The following is a 15,436-nucleotide window of genomic DNA, read 5'->3' on the forward strand; positions in this document are numbered from 1 at the left end:
GGTTCAGCAGTCCATAGCTGTGCAGCTGCTGGATCCATTGGCAGTCCTTTACATCGGTCTTCCGTCCGGGGACCTGTTTGGTCTGGCGACCGTCGACCAGCCAGACGTCAAGCCCTCCGGCGTGGAGGATATCGTAAAGGATGAACCAATAGGAACCCGTGGCCTCCATCGCAACGGTGTCCACACCATGGGAGAGCAGATAGTCCAGGGCTTCGCGAAAGTTACGGGTAAAAGTGGCGAAGGAAACGACCTCCTGCCCCTGGACGGAGATGAAGATTCTGCGTGAACCGATATCGATCTCCGCAGCATGATCGTGAATGATTTTCATGGCACATCAATTAAAATGTGAAACCATTAAGCCCATAGAGGAAAAATAAACGGCAGGCTACCATACGGACAATCTAAAAGATGTACCAAACTCCAATGCCTCAATCTATGGAACCAAGCTCAGGGACAGGCAAGATGCACTATACGATAGTCCGGTCAAACTGCAGAATGGTCAATGAACTAAGTTACTAAATGTCATCACCTTCCGATAAATTTAGTTCAAATTTTTAATTCTCAGGATGACAAAGTTCAAAGATTGCTTCGTCGTGCCTCCTCGCAATGACGGTATGAACTCCTCGCAATTACGAGGAAGTGGCATCCAAGGCCGAGAATCTTACTTCAACATCAACCCCACCGTAATATGAAAACTCTGGTGTTGAAAATCCTTGTTAAAAATATTCTTAGTCAACTGCTGATACCCATAAGTCAACGCTGCTGTAAATTTCGTTCTGGAATACCCATCGTGCAAATAAAAGAAGCCCGCTTTAAAAAGCGCACCTTTATCATATGCAGGGCCAATGGCTGGTGCATATCCTGCATTAGCCATCAAACCGATCCTCGAAACATCATTAAAACTTCCGATCGGCAAGCGGCCATCTATAAATATCGGAAAGGTATTGAATTCATATTTATAAACTTTCTGATTCGCCTCATGTGGATCATTTGTCTGGTAATCTCCTTGAAATTTCTCGTTACCAATCCCCAATCCCACATAAGCTCTTTCATTGAAATTCTTTCCGAAAATAAAATGGAGGTGATATCCGTTGAATGCTCCTTTATAACCCTCATTGGCAAATCCTAAATTTGCCCCACCCTGGAAAATCGTATATCCAGAAGATTGTGCAAACGTAAAATGAACAAAGAAAAATAATAGGATAGTAAGAATTAAATGACGCATAAAAATATATTCTGTATTAATAAATTTGGTTTTACTTCAAGTTTGGTTTTAGTTCAAGATCTTAAAGATCAATTCCGACAACAGATCTCCGCTATTGGTCAATGGCCCTACATGCATACCCTTAGATTTCAGATCAAATTCCTTGATCAGATGGATAATCTCAAAAGTCTTTCTGCGATTAAAATTTCGCGCTGCCAGTTCATATTCCTTCACAAAGAAAGGATGAACTCCTAATGCCTTTGCTGCTGCTGCAGAGTTTTTTTCCGGAAGATAATGGTATTTCAATATTTTGGTAAAGTAGGTTCCCAATGTTCCGATCACCACCGGCATCGGGTTTGACTTCGGATTGGCCGCAAAATATTCCACGATCTGAAATGCTTTGAACGAATTCCGTTTTGCTAAGGCGGTATTCAGTTCAAAGGAATTGAAGTCCTTACTTATACCGATATTGCGTTCAATATCCGCTGCTCCAATCTCTCGATCTGCAGGAACATTCAGCATCAATTTCTCGATCTCATTTGCCACCTTAGAAAGATCGGTTCCCAAATATTCCGCCATCATGGCTGCAGCCTGTGGATGTATCTTTCGGTTAGCAGCAGTTAACTGTTCATTGATCCATCCCGCTACTTTATCATCATACAATTTGGCTGATTCCAAGACCACACCAGCTTTTTCAAAAAGCTTATACGCCTTCTTGCGCTTATCAAATTTGCTGTATTTATGGGCAAATACGAGCACAGTAGATGGGGTAGGTTGTTCCAGGTATTTCTGAAGCAATTCATCATCCTTCCATTTCAGGTTCTGTGCTTCCTTGACCACGATAACCTGATGATCACTCATCATCGGATAGCGCTTGGCCATGCTGATAATACTGCTGAAATCTGCATCCTTTCCATAGACCACCGTTTGGTCAAATCCTTTCTGGGCTTCATCCAGCACCTGATGTTCGATCGCATCCGAAATTAGGTCAATAAAATAAGGTTCCTCCCCATGCAGGAGGTAAACCGGACTTAATTTCTTTTTATTGATATCGGATAAAATGGATTGGGTATTCATGCTTTACGAAAGTACGGATTTTGAGGCAATTTCCCAGATTTGGATTCGCTTGATATTTTCTTAATTTTGTAAATGTTTACACCGGTACCCTTAAATTTACCTACTTTTCCGGCGAAGATCAGCAAGAAAGCAGAACAGTATTTTATTTTTGACCAGTTGCGGAAAAAACACCTGGTATTGACGCCTGAAGAATGGGTGAGGCAACATTGGGTAAGCCATCTGCATCAGCAATACCGGTATCCCATGTCGCTAATGCATATCGAAGGCGGGTTGAAGCTGCATTCTTTGCAGAAAAGGCATGACCTGGTGATCTACAACCGATTGGGACAACGTATCCTTTTGGCAGAATTTAAAGCACCGACTGTCAAAATTACCGAAAACACCTTCCATCAAATCGCAAATTACAACTCCCAATACAAAATCCCCTTACTTTTAGTCAGTAATGGAATTGAGCATTATTATTGTAGCATAAATTTCGAAGATGGGAGTTATCATTTTCTGCAGGATTTGCCATCTTTTGAATAGGCAATCGTAAAAATTAAAATAAATATTATATTAGTAACATAATCTTTAGGAGAACAGATGGATATCAAAAAAGACGAATTCAGAAAATATGCGATCAAGCACCATAGAATAGGCTCACTACATGTCGATGGCTATATTTCTAGGTTACAGCAACAGATTCCAAGTAATTTAACACCATACATTATCGAGGAACGTCAGCTAAATGTGGCACAGATGGATGTGTTTTCACGTTTGATGATGGACCGTATCATCTTTTTAGGAGATGGAATCAACGACCAGGTAGCGAACATTGTTCAAGCTCAGTTGTTATTCTTACAATCGACTGATGCACAGCGTGATATTCAGATCTACATCAATTCTCCAGGTGGAAGTGTTTATGCGGGTTTGGGAATCTATGATACCATGCAATATATCAGCCCAGATGTAGCAACCATCTGTACCGGTATGGCAGCTTCCATGGGAGCGGTATTATTGGTCGCTGGAGCGAAAGGAAAACGTGCTGCTTTAAGGCATTCACGTGTGATGATTCACCAACCTTCGGGTGGTGCGCAAGGGGTGGCTTCTGATATGGAGATCAACCTTCGTGAAATGTTGAAATTGAAAGAAGAATTATATACGATCATTGCTGATCACTCTGGCCAGACTTACGAATGGGTAGAGAAGTCCTCTGACCGTGATTATTGGATGCGTGCCGAAGAAGCCAAAGCGTTTGGTATGATTGATGAGGTATTGCTTCCTAAAAAAGAAACAAAATAACAATGGGTAAATCGAACAATAGAGATATACATTGCTCATTTTGCGGCATCAGTAAGAATGAGGCGCAAATGCTTATTGCGGGTGATGGTGCGCATATCTGCGACAGATGTGTGCAACAGGCGGGTGAGATTTTGGCTGAAGAGCTTAAGCAACGCAAGAATAAATCTATTCAGACTGCTTTAAAACTAATACGTCCTATTGAAATCAAGGAGCACTTGGATCAATACGTTATTGGTCAGGATGATGCGAAGAAAGTGATTTCCGTAGCGGTGTATAACCATTACAAACGCTTGAACCAACGTGTGGAAACCGATGAGACGGAGATTGAAAAATCAAACTTGATCATTGTTGGAGAGACGGGTACCGGTAAGACCTTATTGGCAAAAACGGTGGCGAAGATCCTGAACGTTCCTTTCTGTATCGTGGATGCAACGGTATTGACCGAAGCTGGATATGTGGGAGAGGACGTGGAAAGTATTTTGACCCGTTTGTTACAAGCTGCCGATTACGATGTTGCAGCAGCGGAACGCGGCATCATCTACATTGACGAGATCGATAAGATTGCGCGTAAGAGCGATAATCCATCCATCACGAGAGATGTTTCGGGTGAAGGTGTTCAACAGGCATTATTGAAGATCTTGGAAGGAACGAATGTGAATGTACCACCTCAGGGCGGTCGTAAGCATCCGGACCAAAAAATGATTTCCGTAAATACCAGCAACATCTTGTTTATCTGTGGTGGTGCATTCGATGGCATCCAGAAAAAAATTGCCAACAGATTGCGTACGCAGACTGTAGGTTATAAAATGAAGGATGAAGATCAGGAAATCGATCTGAACAACCTGTATAAATACATCACGCCTCAAGATCTGAAGAACTTTGGATTGATTCCGGAGCTGATCGGACGTTTACCGGTGTTAACACACTTGAATCCTTTGGATAAAGAAACTTTATTGAATATATTGACCAAACCAAAGAACGCTTTGGTAAAGCAATATGTTAAATTGTTTGATTACGAAGGGGTAAAATTAAGTTTTGAACCTGAAGTATTCGACTTTATCGTGGAGAAGGCTTGGGAATTCAAATTAGGTGCCCGTGGTCTGCGCAGTATCTGCGAAGCCATTATGTTGGATGCCATGTTTGAAATACCATCCACGAAGGATGATATCGAAGACAACAGCTTACTGATTACGCTGGATTATGCGAAGAATAAATTTGCAAAAACAGATTTCAAGAAGCTTCAAGTTGCATAATATCTAAACCCTCGCCTGCCAGCGAGGGTTTTTTGTACCCAATCTATTTATTTAAATTAATTGAACATGACGAAGAAAATTAAAGAAGTAGACTCCCCGGTGACTCCGGGATTAAAGAGCAAAGAAGATATCGTAAATAATTGGTTGCCACGTTATACGGGAAGACCGTTGGATGAATTCGGGGAATATATCCTATTGACCAATTTCAGTAATTATGTGAAACTATTCTCGCAGATGCATGATGATGCACCGATCTTAGGTGAAGATAAACCCATGCTTTCCTGCACAGCGGAAGGGATCACGATTATCAATTTTGGGATGGGAAGTCCCATGGCTGCCACCATTATGGATCTTTTATCCGCTCTAAAACCTAAGGCAGTCCTATTTTTAGGAAAGACTGGAGGCCTGAAGAAAAAGATAGGGGTAGGAGAGTTGATCCTACCGATCGCGGCAATTCGCGGGGAAGGAACATCCAATGATTATTTTCCACCTGAAGTTCCGTCACTACCGGCCTTTGCTATGCAGAAAGCCATTTCAACAACTATCAGGGACCATTCTAGAGATTATTGGACCGGAACGGTTTATACCACCAACAGAAGGGTGTGGGAACATGATAAACAGTTCAAGAAATACCTGAAAACTATTCGAGCCATGGCGGTGGATATGGAGACTGCGACCATCTTTTCGGTTGGTTTTGCCAATAAGATACCTACCGGAGCCTTGCTATTGGTGTCAGACCAACCGATGGTTCCAGAGGGGGTAAAAACAGATGCTTCGGACGTAACGGTTACCAAATCTTATGTGGAAACCCACTTGAAGATCGGTATCGATGCGTTGAAACAGCTCATCAATAATGGCTTGACCGTGAAGCACCTGAAGTTCTAATTTCGGCGCTAGACCGCATGATTTCTAAAAATTGGCTACTTTTGTGCTAAACAAACAGAACAGAAACATCTATGTGGTATAATAATATCCTTGAAACCATTGGGAATACCCCTTTGGTCAAGCTCAATACGGTTACAAAAAAATTAAAGGGTACCATTCTAGCCAAAATCGAAACGACCAATCCTGGGAACTCGATCAAGGATAGAATGGCCTTAAAAATGATCGAGGACGCGGAAGCTTCCGGCCTTTTGAAACCTGGAGGAACGATCATCGAAGGGACCTCAGGAAATACAGGTATGGGATTGGCCATGGCCGCTGTTGTAAAGGGGTACCGCTGTATTTTTACCACCACTGATAAACAATCCAAAGAAAAGATAGATGCGCTCCGTGCCTTTGGTGCCGAAGTGATCGTATGTCCCACCAACGTTGATCCGGAGGATCCTCGTTCCTATTATTCGGTATCCAGTAGGTTGGAGAAGGAAGTTCCAAACGCTTGGAAAGCCAACCAGTACGATAACCTTTCGAATAGCAAAGCGCATTACGAACAGACAGGCCCTGAAATCTGGGAACAGACGGAAGGGAAGATCACGCACTTAGTAGTGGGCGTAGGCACGGGAGGAACCATCTCTGGAACGGCTAAATACCTGCGGGAAAAGAATCCGGATATCAAGGTCTGGGGGATCGATACGTTCGGTTCCGTATTTAAAAAATACAAAGAGACCGGGATCTTTGATAAAAATGAAATCTATCCCTATATCACCGAAGGGATAGGTGAGGACTTTTTACCTCAGAACGTAGATTTTAGTCAGATCGATCTTTTTGAGAAGGTTACGGATAAGGATGCTGCGCTGATGACAAGGGATCTTGCTCGTAAAGAGGGGATTTTCGCAGGAAACTCGGCAGGTGCTGCCGTGGCGGGTTTGTTACAATTGGGGGATTCGTTAAAAGAAGATGATGTGGTCGTGGTGATCTTCCATGATCATGGTTCTCGTTATATGGGTAAAATGTATAATGAGGATTGGTTGCGCGAGAGGGGCTTTCTGAAAGATGAAAAACTAACGGCAAAAACCATCTTGAAAAGACGTGGTCAACAGGACATTGTTACGGCAGATGTGAACCAATCGGTTCTGGAAACCTTCAACATCATGAAATCGTTGAACATCTCCCAAATACCACTTACCCAACAAGGTATGGTGATCGGGAAGGTGACGGAATCGGATATTCTCTCCGCACTTTTAGAAAATCCGACCTTAAAATCATCTCCGGTGGAAGGAATCTCTACCAAACCGTTTCCTTTTGTGGATATCAACGCTTCAATCGATAAGATTTCGAGCTTGATCAATAAGGATTCCCAAGCGGTTCTGGTGGAGGATGAGTTTGGGAAAATAAATATCATCACGCAATATGACGTGATAAACGTTATCTCTGAGGGTTAATTCTTTGTGATTTTGGTTATATTTATGATATCTACCGAAATCAAATGGAAAGAAACGATAAACTTAAGCGATTAGAATATTGGTTAAAGGCTAGAATCGGAAAGATTGCCTTCATAGATATAGAAGAAAAACGGGATAAACAATGGTACGGAAATGGTTATGGTGGATTTTATGTAGATCCTACGGCTGTTCCGGAGAATGCCATTGTTTATTCTTTTGGTATAGGAGAGGATATCTCCTTTGACCAAGCCATCATCGCCAAACACGATTGTGATGTGTATGGATTTGATCCAACACCAAAGTCCATAGCTTGGGTAAGCAATAATAAGGTACCGGAAAAGTTCCATTTCCATCCCTATGGTATCGGTGAAAAAACAGGAATAGTCACTTTTAATCTTCCGAAGAATAAGGAACATGTTTCAGGCTCGGTCTATGACCATAGCTTGGTGGATGAACTCAACCCTGTTGAGGTGCTTTTAAAGGAGTTTACGGAGATTGTAAAGGAAAAGGGGCATAGCAGAATTGATGTTCTTAAAATGGATATAGAGGGCTCAGAATATGCGGTAATGAAAGGGATATTGGAAAGTGGTATTCCAATTAAACAAATCTTGGTAGAAACCCATGAACGATTCTTTCCCAACGGAAAAGAAAAAGGGAAGGAGTTTTTTAGTTTGTTGAAATCGCATGGCTACCGAATTTTTGCTATCTCGGATACGTATCAGGAAATTTCGCTTATTAGTATTAAGTAGTTAATATTTAGTATTAAGACCTATGGCTTTTTATAGTATATAGTATTGAGTAGTTAGTAGTTAGACCTATGGGCGCTACTGGTATTGCGACATATGACGTGGCGATGTCTTATACGTCATTGCGAGGACCACGTCATTGCGAGAGTCACGTCATTGCGAGGAACGAAGCAATCTTTACACTAATCGAAAGATTGCTTTGTCGTGCCTCCTCGCAATGACGGGAAAAGTTCGCAATGACGGAAAAAGTTCGCAATGACGTAAAATTTCTCACAATTCCACTAGCCGCCATAGGTCTAACTACTAAATACTAACTACTAAATACTGTTTCAATTGGATGTTTCAAGCCTACGGCTTAAAACATCCAATTGAAACTAGTGCGCCGAGAGGCTTTTCTTCTTTTCTTCATCAAAAGAAGCTTCCAACTCCGCTAATTTTTTCTTGCCATATGCCAATCTGGTAATCACCACAAACAACACCGGCACAATAAATATCGCCAAGAAAGTTGCTGCGGTCATCCCACCAAATACGGTCCATCCAATTGTCTGACGAGAAACAGCCCCTGCTCCAGTCGACAACATCAATGGAATAATACCCAAAATAAAGGCCAGTGATGTCATGATGATCGGTCGCAAACGAAGCTTAACGGCATCGATGGTTGCATCTAATAGATTCATACCAATATCCACTCTTTCCTTCGCAAATTCTACGATCAAAATCGCGTTCTTCGCGGCAAGACCAATAATCGTCACCAAACCAATCTGCGCATAGATATTGTTATCCAGGTTAGGTAATAATGTAAGGGCTAATATCGCTCCAAATACCCCTAACGGTACGGATAATAAGATGGAGAATGGTACCGACCAACTTTCATATAAGGACGCCAATAACAGGAATACGAATAGAATACTTAGGGCGAAGATCTGAATAGTCTTACTACCTGATTGTTTTTCCTGCAAGGTCACACCAGAGAACTCATACGAATAACCATCCGATAAAGTCTCTGCAGCCACTTCTTCCAACGCTCTGATGGCATCCCCCGAAGAATATCCCGGTGCTGCCTCTCCCGAGATCGAAATCGAACGGAAGATGTTGAAGTGGTTGATAATGGAAGGATTGGTGGTCAACTCATAGCGAACCAGATTGCTTACCGGAACTGGTTGTCCCTGTACATTTTTCACATATAATTTATTGATATCCTCAATATGCATCCGATAGCTGGTATCTGCCTGTGTCACCACGCGGAAGTTACGTCCATATTTGGTAAAGTCATTCACATAACTCGAACCCAGGTAGGAGGAAATCGTACTGTAGATATTGGATACTGGTACACCCATTCTTTTCGCCATTTCACGATCAACATTGAGTTTGTAGTTCGGTGAATTACTGTTGAATAAGGTATAGGCCATTCCGATTTCAGGACGTTGGTTGGCCGCAGCCAAGAAACCACCTACAATACGTTCAAATTCTTTGATATCCACCGTCTGACGGTCTTGAATCTCCAGGGTAAAACCTCCGGATGAACCCAATCCTGGAATCGGAGGCGGCGTTGCAGCGATGACGGTTGCTTTCGAATAGCCACGATATTTGCCCATAATGGCACCCGTAATTTCCATAACTGTGCGCTGTCTTTCTTCCCAAGGTTTCAACGATACAAATAAGGATGCACCATTCGGTTTCGCGGCCCTGTTCAATAAGTTCATACCATTGATGGAAGTCACATATTGAATTTCCGGGAAATCCTTACGCAGGTCGTTTGTCAGCTCGGTCAGTACTTCTTCCGTACGGGCAGATGATGCTCCCTCCGGAAGGTTGACCCCCATGAAGAAAATACCGCCATCCTCGTTCGGGATAAAGCCGGATTTCTTGTTCATGAACATGAAGCCTGTTCCAATGAAAATACAGATCAAAATGATCAATACCAGAGGTGCTGCCTTAATCGCTTTTTTCACCCCTTTGGAATAACGGTAGGTCACTTTATCGAACCATACGTTGAATTTATAGAAGAACTTGTTCAATCCTTTCGCATCCTTTGTCGTAGCGGAAGGCCTCAACATGATGGAACATAGTGCCGGAGTAAGAGAAAGGGCGATAAATGCGGATAACATCACCGAAACGGCAATGGTGATGGCGAATTGTTGATAGAGCTGCCCGACCATCCCTGGAATAAATCCAACCGGAACGAATACGGCCGCAAGGATAAGCGCAATCGCAATAACCGGAGCGGTAATATCTTTCATAGCCCTTCGGGTCGCCTCCTTGGCATCCATCTGGTAATGGTCGATGTAATGCTGTACGGCTTCCACCACCACGATCGCATCATCCACCACAATACCGATGGCGAGGACGAAAGCCAACATGGTCAGGTTGTTCACAGAGAACCCAAATAGGGTAAAGAATATAAAGGTACCTACGATGGAAACCGGAATCGCCAATAATGGGATTAAAGTTGCTCTCCAACTTTGTAGGAAGAAGAATACCACCAAGGTTACCAAGATCATCGCCTCAATTAACGTATGGATTACGGAACTGATGGATGCATTGACCACGGAAACCGTTTCATAACCTACCACGTAATCCACGTCTGTAGGGAATGATTTTTTCAATTCTTCCAAAGCCAAGTAAATACCATCCGCTGTTTCCACGGCATTTCCACCTGGAGTTTGGGATATCATCATACCTGATGCGACCTGTCCATTTACTTTATTGGTAATACCGTAGTTGAACTGTCCCAATTCTACACGGGCTACATCTTTCAATAATACGATGGAACCATCCATATTGGTTTTTACCACGATGTTTTCGAATTGATCGACTTCTTCCAAGTCGGAGTCCATCACGATCGGGTATTCAAAAACCTGTGCATTTTCCTGCGGACGGGCACCGACAGATCCACCAGGCATCCTGGAGTTCTGCTCAGCAATCGCTGCGCTCACATCAGATGGAGACATGTTCAGGTTGGCCAATTTATTGGCATCCAACCACACACGCATCGCAAATGGCTGACCAAAAGCCTGCACATCACCCACTCCTTTGACACGCAATAAGGCATCTTTTAGGTAAAGGTTGACATAGTTGGCCAGGAAGTTCTGGTCGCGGGTTCCGTTCGGAGATACCAGGGATACCATCATCAAGATATCCGTATTCATCTTACGGGTGGTTACCCCTAAACGACGGACAGCCTCTGGAAGGACGGGTTCTGCAATACTCACCCTGTTCTGTACATCCAGCGTGGCGATATCAATATCTGTACCCACCTCAAAAGTCACGGTGATCCGGGACGATCCATCGGAAGTACTGTTGGAACTCATATAGATCATTCCGGGCGTACCATTGATCTGACTCTCAATTGGCGTGGTTACTGTTTTTTCTACGGTTTGGGCATCGGCACCCGTATAGATCGCCGAAACGGAAACCGTCGGCGGCGCGATGTTGGGATATTGACTGACCGGCAAGGTTGTGACCGAAATGATACCAATGATGGAAATCAATATCGATATGACTATGGCCGTGACCGGTCTCTTTATAAATACTTCTGAAATCATGCTTTTTTATATTTGGGATTCGGCATTTACTATTGTTTTGCTGGACCTGCTGCTGGTTGAGCTTGTTCTTCTTTGTTCACTACTTTGGCACCAGGTTTCAATGCGGTGATTCCATCGGTTACTACGCGCTCACCTGTTTGAAGTCCTTGCGAAATAACCACGCGATCGCCAAGTTTGTGGCCAAGGGTAACCGGTTTTAATTCCACGGTACTGCTATCTGTTACGGTATAGACACTGAATGTTCCCAATTGCTCGAAAATAGCACGGTAAGGGATCACCAATTGTTGTTCTGTAGAGGTACTAACCACATTTAAGGTCAGGTTCATACCTGCACGCAATGCATTGTTAGGGTTCTGGAAAGTGGCTCTCACTTTCAAGGTACCTGTTTGCGGATCTACGGCACGATCGATCGTAGAGATTCTTCCGGTTGAGGCATAAGTGCTGGCATCTGGCAAGGTCAGGTTGATCTCCGTTGAAGATTTACCCGATTGCAGGTTGGCGAATTCGGTGATCTCTTTCTCGTTGATCTGGAATTCAACAGCGATAGGATTGGTAGAACTGATGGTATTCAATAAAGTGGTACCTGCAGATACCAAGGCTCCTGAACGTACCTGGGAAATACCAACTGAACCAGAGAATGGCGCATAAATAGTAGATCTATTCAAGTTGGTTCTTGCAGCCGTAAGGGCAGCTTCAGCAGCTTGTACCTGTGCTTTTTGGTTATTTACATCGGTATATGCATAATCCAGGGTCTGTTTCGCGATCGCATCCTTGTCGGCCAAGGTTTGATAGCGTTGAAGATCTTTTTCTACACGTGCAAGATTTGCTCTGGCAATTTCCAAGGTCGCTTTCGCCTGATCAACCGTTGCTGAATAACGAACGCGATCTATTTCATATAATTTCTGACCTTTGCTTACATAAGCACCATCTGCCACATAGATATTGGTGATGTATCCTGAAACTTCTGCACGGATTTCTGTTTCCTGTAAAGGAACGACATTGGAAGGGTAGGAGCGTGTACCGGAAACAGTTTCCAGGTTCACCGTAGAAATGCTGACTGGGATAGCCTGTGCCTGCATTTGACCAGGACCTGCCTGTTTGGCTTTATCCTTATTGCCACATGAAGCCAGGATCAATCCAGAGCTTAATAATATTGCTGCTAATATGCGATTCGTGTTCATAACGTTAAATTTCTATGTAAGGGTTGTGCTGATTAATTGTTGATGTCTACGGTTCCCAATGCTTTTTGAATATCCAGTTTGCTGGCCAACACCGCATAGAGGGAATTCAAATAGTTCAGTTGACTCGTTTTAAGGTCTGTTTCTGCAGTCATGAGCTCCAAGTAGGTTTTCAGTCCGGCATCGTATTGTAGTTTAATGGTGTTGTACACTTCTTCGGAAAGATCCATGTTGTCCTTCGCGTTTCGCCATTCGATGGTATTGGCGCGGTAAGAAGCCATGGCTGCCGAGTATTGGGCACCAATCTGGTTTTCAAGGTTCTCCAGATCCATTTCCAATCGGGTTTCCTGCAATTCGGATTTCCTGATCTCCTGTACGCGTTTGGTTCCTTGGAAAATTGGAATGGATAGGGTCAAACCCACAGAAGATTGGGGGAAGTTATTTCCATAAAGATCAGCGAAAGCATTATTACGGTAGTTAAGACCATAATTTGCAAAAGCACTTAGCCTAGGAAGGTAATTCCATTTTTGGTATTGGGTATTCAATTTTTGGATATCCTGTAGGTTCTTCAATTGTCGGTATTCTACCCGATTTGCAATCTGCACCAATTCTGAAGTATCCAATAGGACATTGGCTTCCATGTCCTGACCTACAAAAGATAGGTTAAGACCATCTGTAGGATTTAATCCCAGTAAGGTTTTTAGGTAATCATATTTATATTTCCTGATTTCCAAGGCCGATTTCAGTTGGGCATTGGCATTGTTCAAGGAAATCTGCGCACGTTTATAGTCAATCTTGTCCACCAAACCGGTTTCATACCTGGCATTGGCATCCGTATATTGTCTTTGGATACGCGCTATATTTTCGTTGATGATATTGATCTGTTCCTCGCTGGTCAGAATATCATAATAAGCCTTGGAAACATCGACAACGGTATTGATCTTGGTGTTTTCCAGGTTTAGGGTATTCTGTTGTCTGATGAATTGCGCAGCCTTTGATGCTTGGAACAATCCAGGGTTGATGATTGCCTGGTCAGCTTGAAAAGTTAGGGAAGAGGTGTTTTTCTGCCCCATGGCAATATTCTGCCCGTTGATATAAGCTGTTGGCAATTGAATGAAATGGGATAGATTTCCATTGGCATTGATCTGTGGAAACCATCCTGATAATGCGGAAGCGATTTCGCGTTCTGCGATCTCCTGATCGATTTTGGCTTGTTTAACCTCAATCTTGTTGGATAGGGCAAAGTTGATGAGCTCGTCTAATGTCGCATTGCTGGAAAGGTTCCTGTTGTCTTGTGCCATGGCCGACCCCAAGGAAACTGCCGCAATGGATGCGTAAATGAATAAGTCCTTAAAATTGAATTTCATATATATTATTTTTTAACCCCGTTCCAGATAATGTCGACCAATTGGTCCAATTGAGATTCCTCAATCTTTGTTTTTTCGTATAAGCTGCTTCTAACTAGTGAAATAGCTGGTCCTAGATAGGCAGCTAGTAGGATACGAACATGTAGGTCCTTTAAATGCTTTTCCTCCAGTCCTTGTTCTAAAAAATGGAAGATTTTATTCCGTTCGCATTTATGTTGAAAAACGTTCTTACGGATATCTTCGTAAAATGGGGAACCATAGAATTGTTCCATAAAACTGAAGAGGTCTGCATGGTCCTGATAGAATAGCACCACGTTTTTCCATACTGCCCGAAAGCGTTGATCGTATGGGAGGTTATCCTGTTCTTCGAGGAAGATGTGTTTATTGATGATTTCCTTGCAATACCAATACAGCTCAATGATAAGATCATCCTTTGAAGGGAAGTAGTGGTAGATGGAACCCACAGCAACTTCGGCCTCTTTAGCGATCTTGCTCATGGGCGATCCGTGGAAGCCTCCAGCGTTGACTAGCTGTAGGGTACTCCGAAAGATCTGTTCTTTTTTTTCTGTCAATTGAATGTTCATTCGGTTGCAAAGGTAAGGAAAGATCTTTAGCAGTTGTGTCAAATATTCGTTATAAAATGGGGCTTGGGAGTGTTTTTTGGGAGGGATGAGTTTTTAGAAGAGTGGCTTGATGGAGATGGGTTTTTAAAGGGATGACATGGTTCGATGAAAAAAATAGTTGCAATGTTAACAAATTGTTAATTTTTAAGATTACTATTGACAGGTGTAGTAAATACACTTACCTTTGTTCTATCATAATTTAGGTTTATAATTGGTTATTAAAGGTTTTCATTCTCCCCGTTTGAAAACCTTTTTCTTTTGGTATAAACTTGTATAAATTCGTATGGGTTGGAGTATTTTGATATTTCCATTTCATTGCCGTTTCCACTGTCATTTTCCTTCCCACTATCATTATTCTTTCCACCGTCATTGCGAGGAACGAAGCAATCTTAAAGAATGTCATGTTGAGCGGAGTCGAAACATCTGTTCGTTTGTATCCGTATAGATCCTTCGACGCAGCTCAGGATGACAAAGGTTAAAGATTGCTTCGTCGTGCCTCCTCGCAATGACGAAAATATGCCTCCTCGCAATGACGCAAAATTTTCCTCCTCGCAATGATTGTTATGATTAAACCAACTATTTTTTTACTTTTTTCCTTCAATAGTTTTCCTATCCAAAAAGTTATTTCCAAAAAATTTTTAGAGCTTGATGGCTCAAAATTTTTCAGAATAACTTTTTAGCCCACTTGGCCGATATTTCTTTTTCCCGGGTCTGGTCTTTTCTAGATCTGCGCCTTATTCCTGTCCATATATTTTGACCTATCCCTGATGACTGCGGCAATCCTGAGCGCCAGTTTGTTCTTTATTGCATTCAGTATGCTCATACTGTGCTTGCCCTCTTC

General features: G+C 42.7%; 13 protein-coding genes. 6 read left to right on the top strand and 7 right to left on the bottom strand.

What is annotated here, in order from left to right; all coding sequences use genetic code 11:
- The 3 genes from CRJ00_RS15165 to holA all read right to left on the bottom strand — a co-directional run.
- Positions 1 to 328: IS110 family transposase (locus CRJ00_RS15165; RefSeq protein WP_144038178.1), on the bottom strand; the 328-nt coding region annotated here is incomplete at its 3' end.
- Positions 329 to 661: 333 nt separating this feature from the next.
- Positions 662 to 1,225, bottom strand: a complete 564-nt coding sequence (locus CRJ00_RS15170; RefSeq protein ID WP_099367604.1) for a hypothetical protein — start codon at positions 1,223 to 1,225, stop codon at positions 662 to 664.
- Between the two features lie 48 nt (positions 1,226 to 1,273).
- Positions 1,274 to 2,281 carry a DNA polymerase III subunit delta gene (holA, locus tag CRJ00_RS15175; protein ID WP_099367605.1) on the bottom strand — a complete coding sequence of 336 codons (1,008 nt, stop codon included), beginning with the start codon at positions 2,279 to 2,281 and terminating at the stop codon, positions 1,274 to 1,276.
- A 72-nt stretch (positions 2,282 to 2,353) separates the two neighbouring features.
- Between holA and CRJ00_RS15180 the strand changes: the two genes are divergently transcribed.
- From CRJ00_RS15180 to CRJ00_RS15205, 6 genes are all read left to right on the top strand, one after another.
- Positions 2,354 to 2,806, top strand: a complete 453-nt coding sequence (locus CRJ00_RS15180) for a type I restriction enzyme HsdR N-terminal domain-containing protein (protein ID WP_099367606.1) — start codon at positions 2,354 to 2,356, stop codon at positions 2,804 to 2,806.
- Positions 2,807 to 2,863: 57 nt separating this feature from the next.
- Positions 2,864 to 3,562, top strand: coding sequence for an ATP-dependent Clp endopeptidase proteolytic subunit ClpP (gene clpP / locus CRJ00_RS15185; RefSeq protein ID WP_099367607.1), 699 nt, complete (start codon positions 2,864 to 2,866; stop codon positions 3,560 to 3,562).
- Between the two features lie 2 nt (positions 3,563 to 3,564).
- Positions 3,565 to 4,815, top strand: coding sequence for an ATP-dependent Clp protease ATP-binding subunit ClpX (clpX, locus tag CRJ00_RS15190; protein ID WP_099367608.1), 1,251 nt, complete (start codon positions 3,565 to 3,567; stop codon positions 4,813 to 4,815).
- A 66-nt stretch (positions 4,816 to 4,881) separates the two neighbouring features.
- Positions 4,882 to 5,700 carry an AMP nucleosidase gene (locus tag CRJ00_RS15195; protein ID WP_099367609.1) on the top strand — a complete coding sequence of 273 codons (819 nt, stop codon included), beginning with the start codon at positions 4,882 to 4,884 and terminating at the stop codon, positions 5,698 to 5,700.
- A gap of 71 nt (positions 5,701 to 5,771) precedes the next feature.
- Positions 5,772 to 7,136, top strand: coding sequence for a pyridoxal-phosphate dependent enzyme (locus CRJ00_RS15200; protein ID WP_099367610.1), 1,365 nt, complete (start codon positions 5,772 to 5,774; stop codon positions 7,134 to 7,136).
- Positions 7,137 to 7,180: 44 nt separating this feature from the next.
- Positions 7,181 to 7,885 carry an FkbM family methyltransferase gene (locus CRJ00_RS15205; protein WP_099367611.1) on the top strand — a complete coding sequence of 235 codons (705 nt, stop codon included), beginning with the start codon at positions 7,181 to 7,183 and terminating at the stop codon, positions 7,883 to 7,885.
- Positions 7,886 to 8,256: 371 nt separating this feature from the next.
- Here CRJ00_RS15205 and CRJ00_RS15210 read toward each other — a convergent pair whose 3' ends face one another.
- Genes CRJ00_RS15210 through CRJ00_RS15225 form a run of 4 tightly spaced genes read right to left on the bottom strand, consistent with a single transcriptional unit; the run spans position 8,257 to position 14,556 of the window.
- Complete coding sequence (locus CRJ00_RS15210) at positions 8,257 to 11,427, bottom strand: efflux RND transporter permease subunit (RefSeq protein WP_099367612.1); 3,171 nt, start codon at positions 11,425 to 11,427, stop codon at positions 8,257 to 8,259.
- A 29-nt stretch (positions 11,428 to 11,456) separates the two neighbouring features.
- Complete coding sequence (locus CRJ00_RS15215) at positions 11,457 to 12,608, bottom strand: efflux RND transporter periplasmic adaptor subunit (RefSeq protein WP_099367613.1); 1,152 nt, start codon at positions 12,606 to 12,608, stop codon at positions 11,457 to 11,459.
- Between the two features lie 32 nt (positions 12,609 to 12,640).
- Positions 12,641 to 13,972, bottom strand: a complete 1,332-nt coding sequence (locus CRJ00_RS15220; protein WP_099367614.1) for a TolC family protein — start codon at positions 13,970 to 13,972, stop codon at positions 12,641 to 12,643.
- 5 nt (positions 13,973 to 13,977) lie between these two features.
- On the bottom strand, positions 13,978 to 14,556 hold the full coding sequence (locus CRJ00_RS15225; RefSeq protein ID WP_099367615.1) for a TetR/AcrR family transcriptional regulator: 579 nt from the start codon (positions 14,554 to 14,556) through the stop codon (positions 13,978 to 13,980).
- Between the last annotated feature and the right edge of the window lie 880 nt (positions 14,557 to 15,436).

The sequence above is a fragment of the Sphingobacterium sp. 1.A.4 genome, from assembly GCF_002734245.1.
Lineage (GTDB): Bacteria > Bacteroidota > Bacteroidia > Sphingobacteriales > Sphingobacteriaceae > Sphingobacterium > Sphingobacterium tenebrionis.

What these genes read in the sequence shown, in the direction of transcription:
- clpX (WP_099367608.1), top strand. Translation starts at nt 3,565, where the DNA reads ATGGGTAAATCGAACAATAGAGATATACATTGCTCATTTTGCGGCATC.
- CRJ00_RS15210 (WP_099367612.1), bottom strand. Translation starts at nt 11,427, where the DNA reads ATGATTTCAGAAGTATTTATAAAGAGACCGGTCACGGCCATAGTCATA.
- CRJ00_RS15220 (WP_099367614.1), bottom strand. Translation starts at nt 13,972, where the DNA reads ATGAAATTCAATTTTAAGGACTTATTCATTTACGCATCCATTGCGGCA.
- CRJ00_RS15205 (WP_099367611.1), top strand. Translation starts at nt 7,181, where the DNA reads ATGGAAAGAAACGATAAACTTAAGCGATTAGAATATTGGTTAAAGGCT.
- CRJ00_RS15200 (WP_099367610.1), top strand. Translation starts at nt 5,772, where the DNA reads ATGTGGTATAATAATATCCTTGAAACCATTGGGAATACCCCTTTGGTC.
- CRJ00_RS15215 (WP_099367613.1), bottom strand. Translation starts at nt 12,608, where the DNA reads ATGAACACGAATCGCATATTAGCAGCAATATTATTAAGCTCTGGATTG.
- CRJ00_RS15180 (WP_099367606.1), top strand. Translation starts at nt 2,354, where the DNA reads ATGTTTACACCGGTACCCTTAAATTTACCTACTTTTCCGGCGAAGATC.
- CRJ00_RS15170 (WP_099367604.1), bottom strand. Translation starts at nt 1,225, where the DNA reads ATGCGTCATTTAATTCTTACTATCCTATTATTTTTCTTTGTTCATTTT.
- clpP (WP_099367607.1), top strand. Translation starts at nt 2,864, where the DNA reads ATGGATATCAAAAAAGACGAATTCAGAAAATATGCGATCAAGCACCAT.
- CRJ00_RS15225 (WP_099367615.1), bottom strand. Translation starts at nt 14,556, where the DNA reads ATGAACATTCAATTGACAGAAAAAAAAGAACAGATCTTTCGGAGTACC.
- CRJ00_RS15195 (WP_099367609.1), top strand. Translation starts at nt 4,882, where the DNA reads ATGACGAAGAAAATTAAAGAAGTAGACTCCCCGGTGACTCCGGGATTA.
- holA (WP_099367605.1), bottom strand. Translation starts at nt 2,281, where the DNA reads ATGAATACCCAATCCATTTTATCCGATATCAATAAAAAGAAATTAAGT.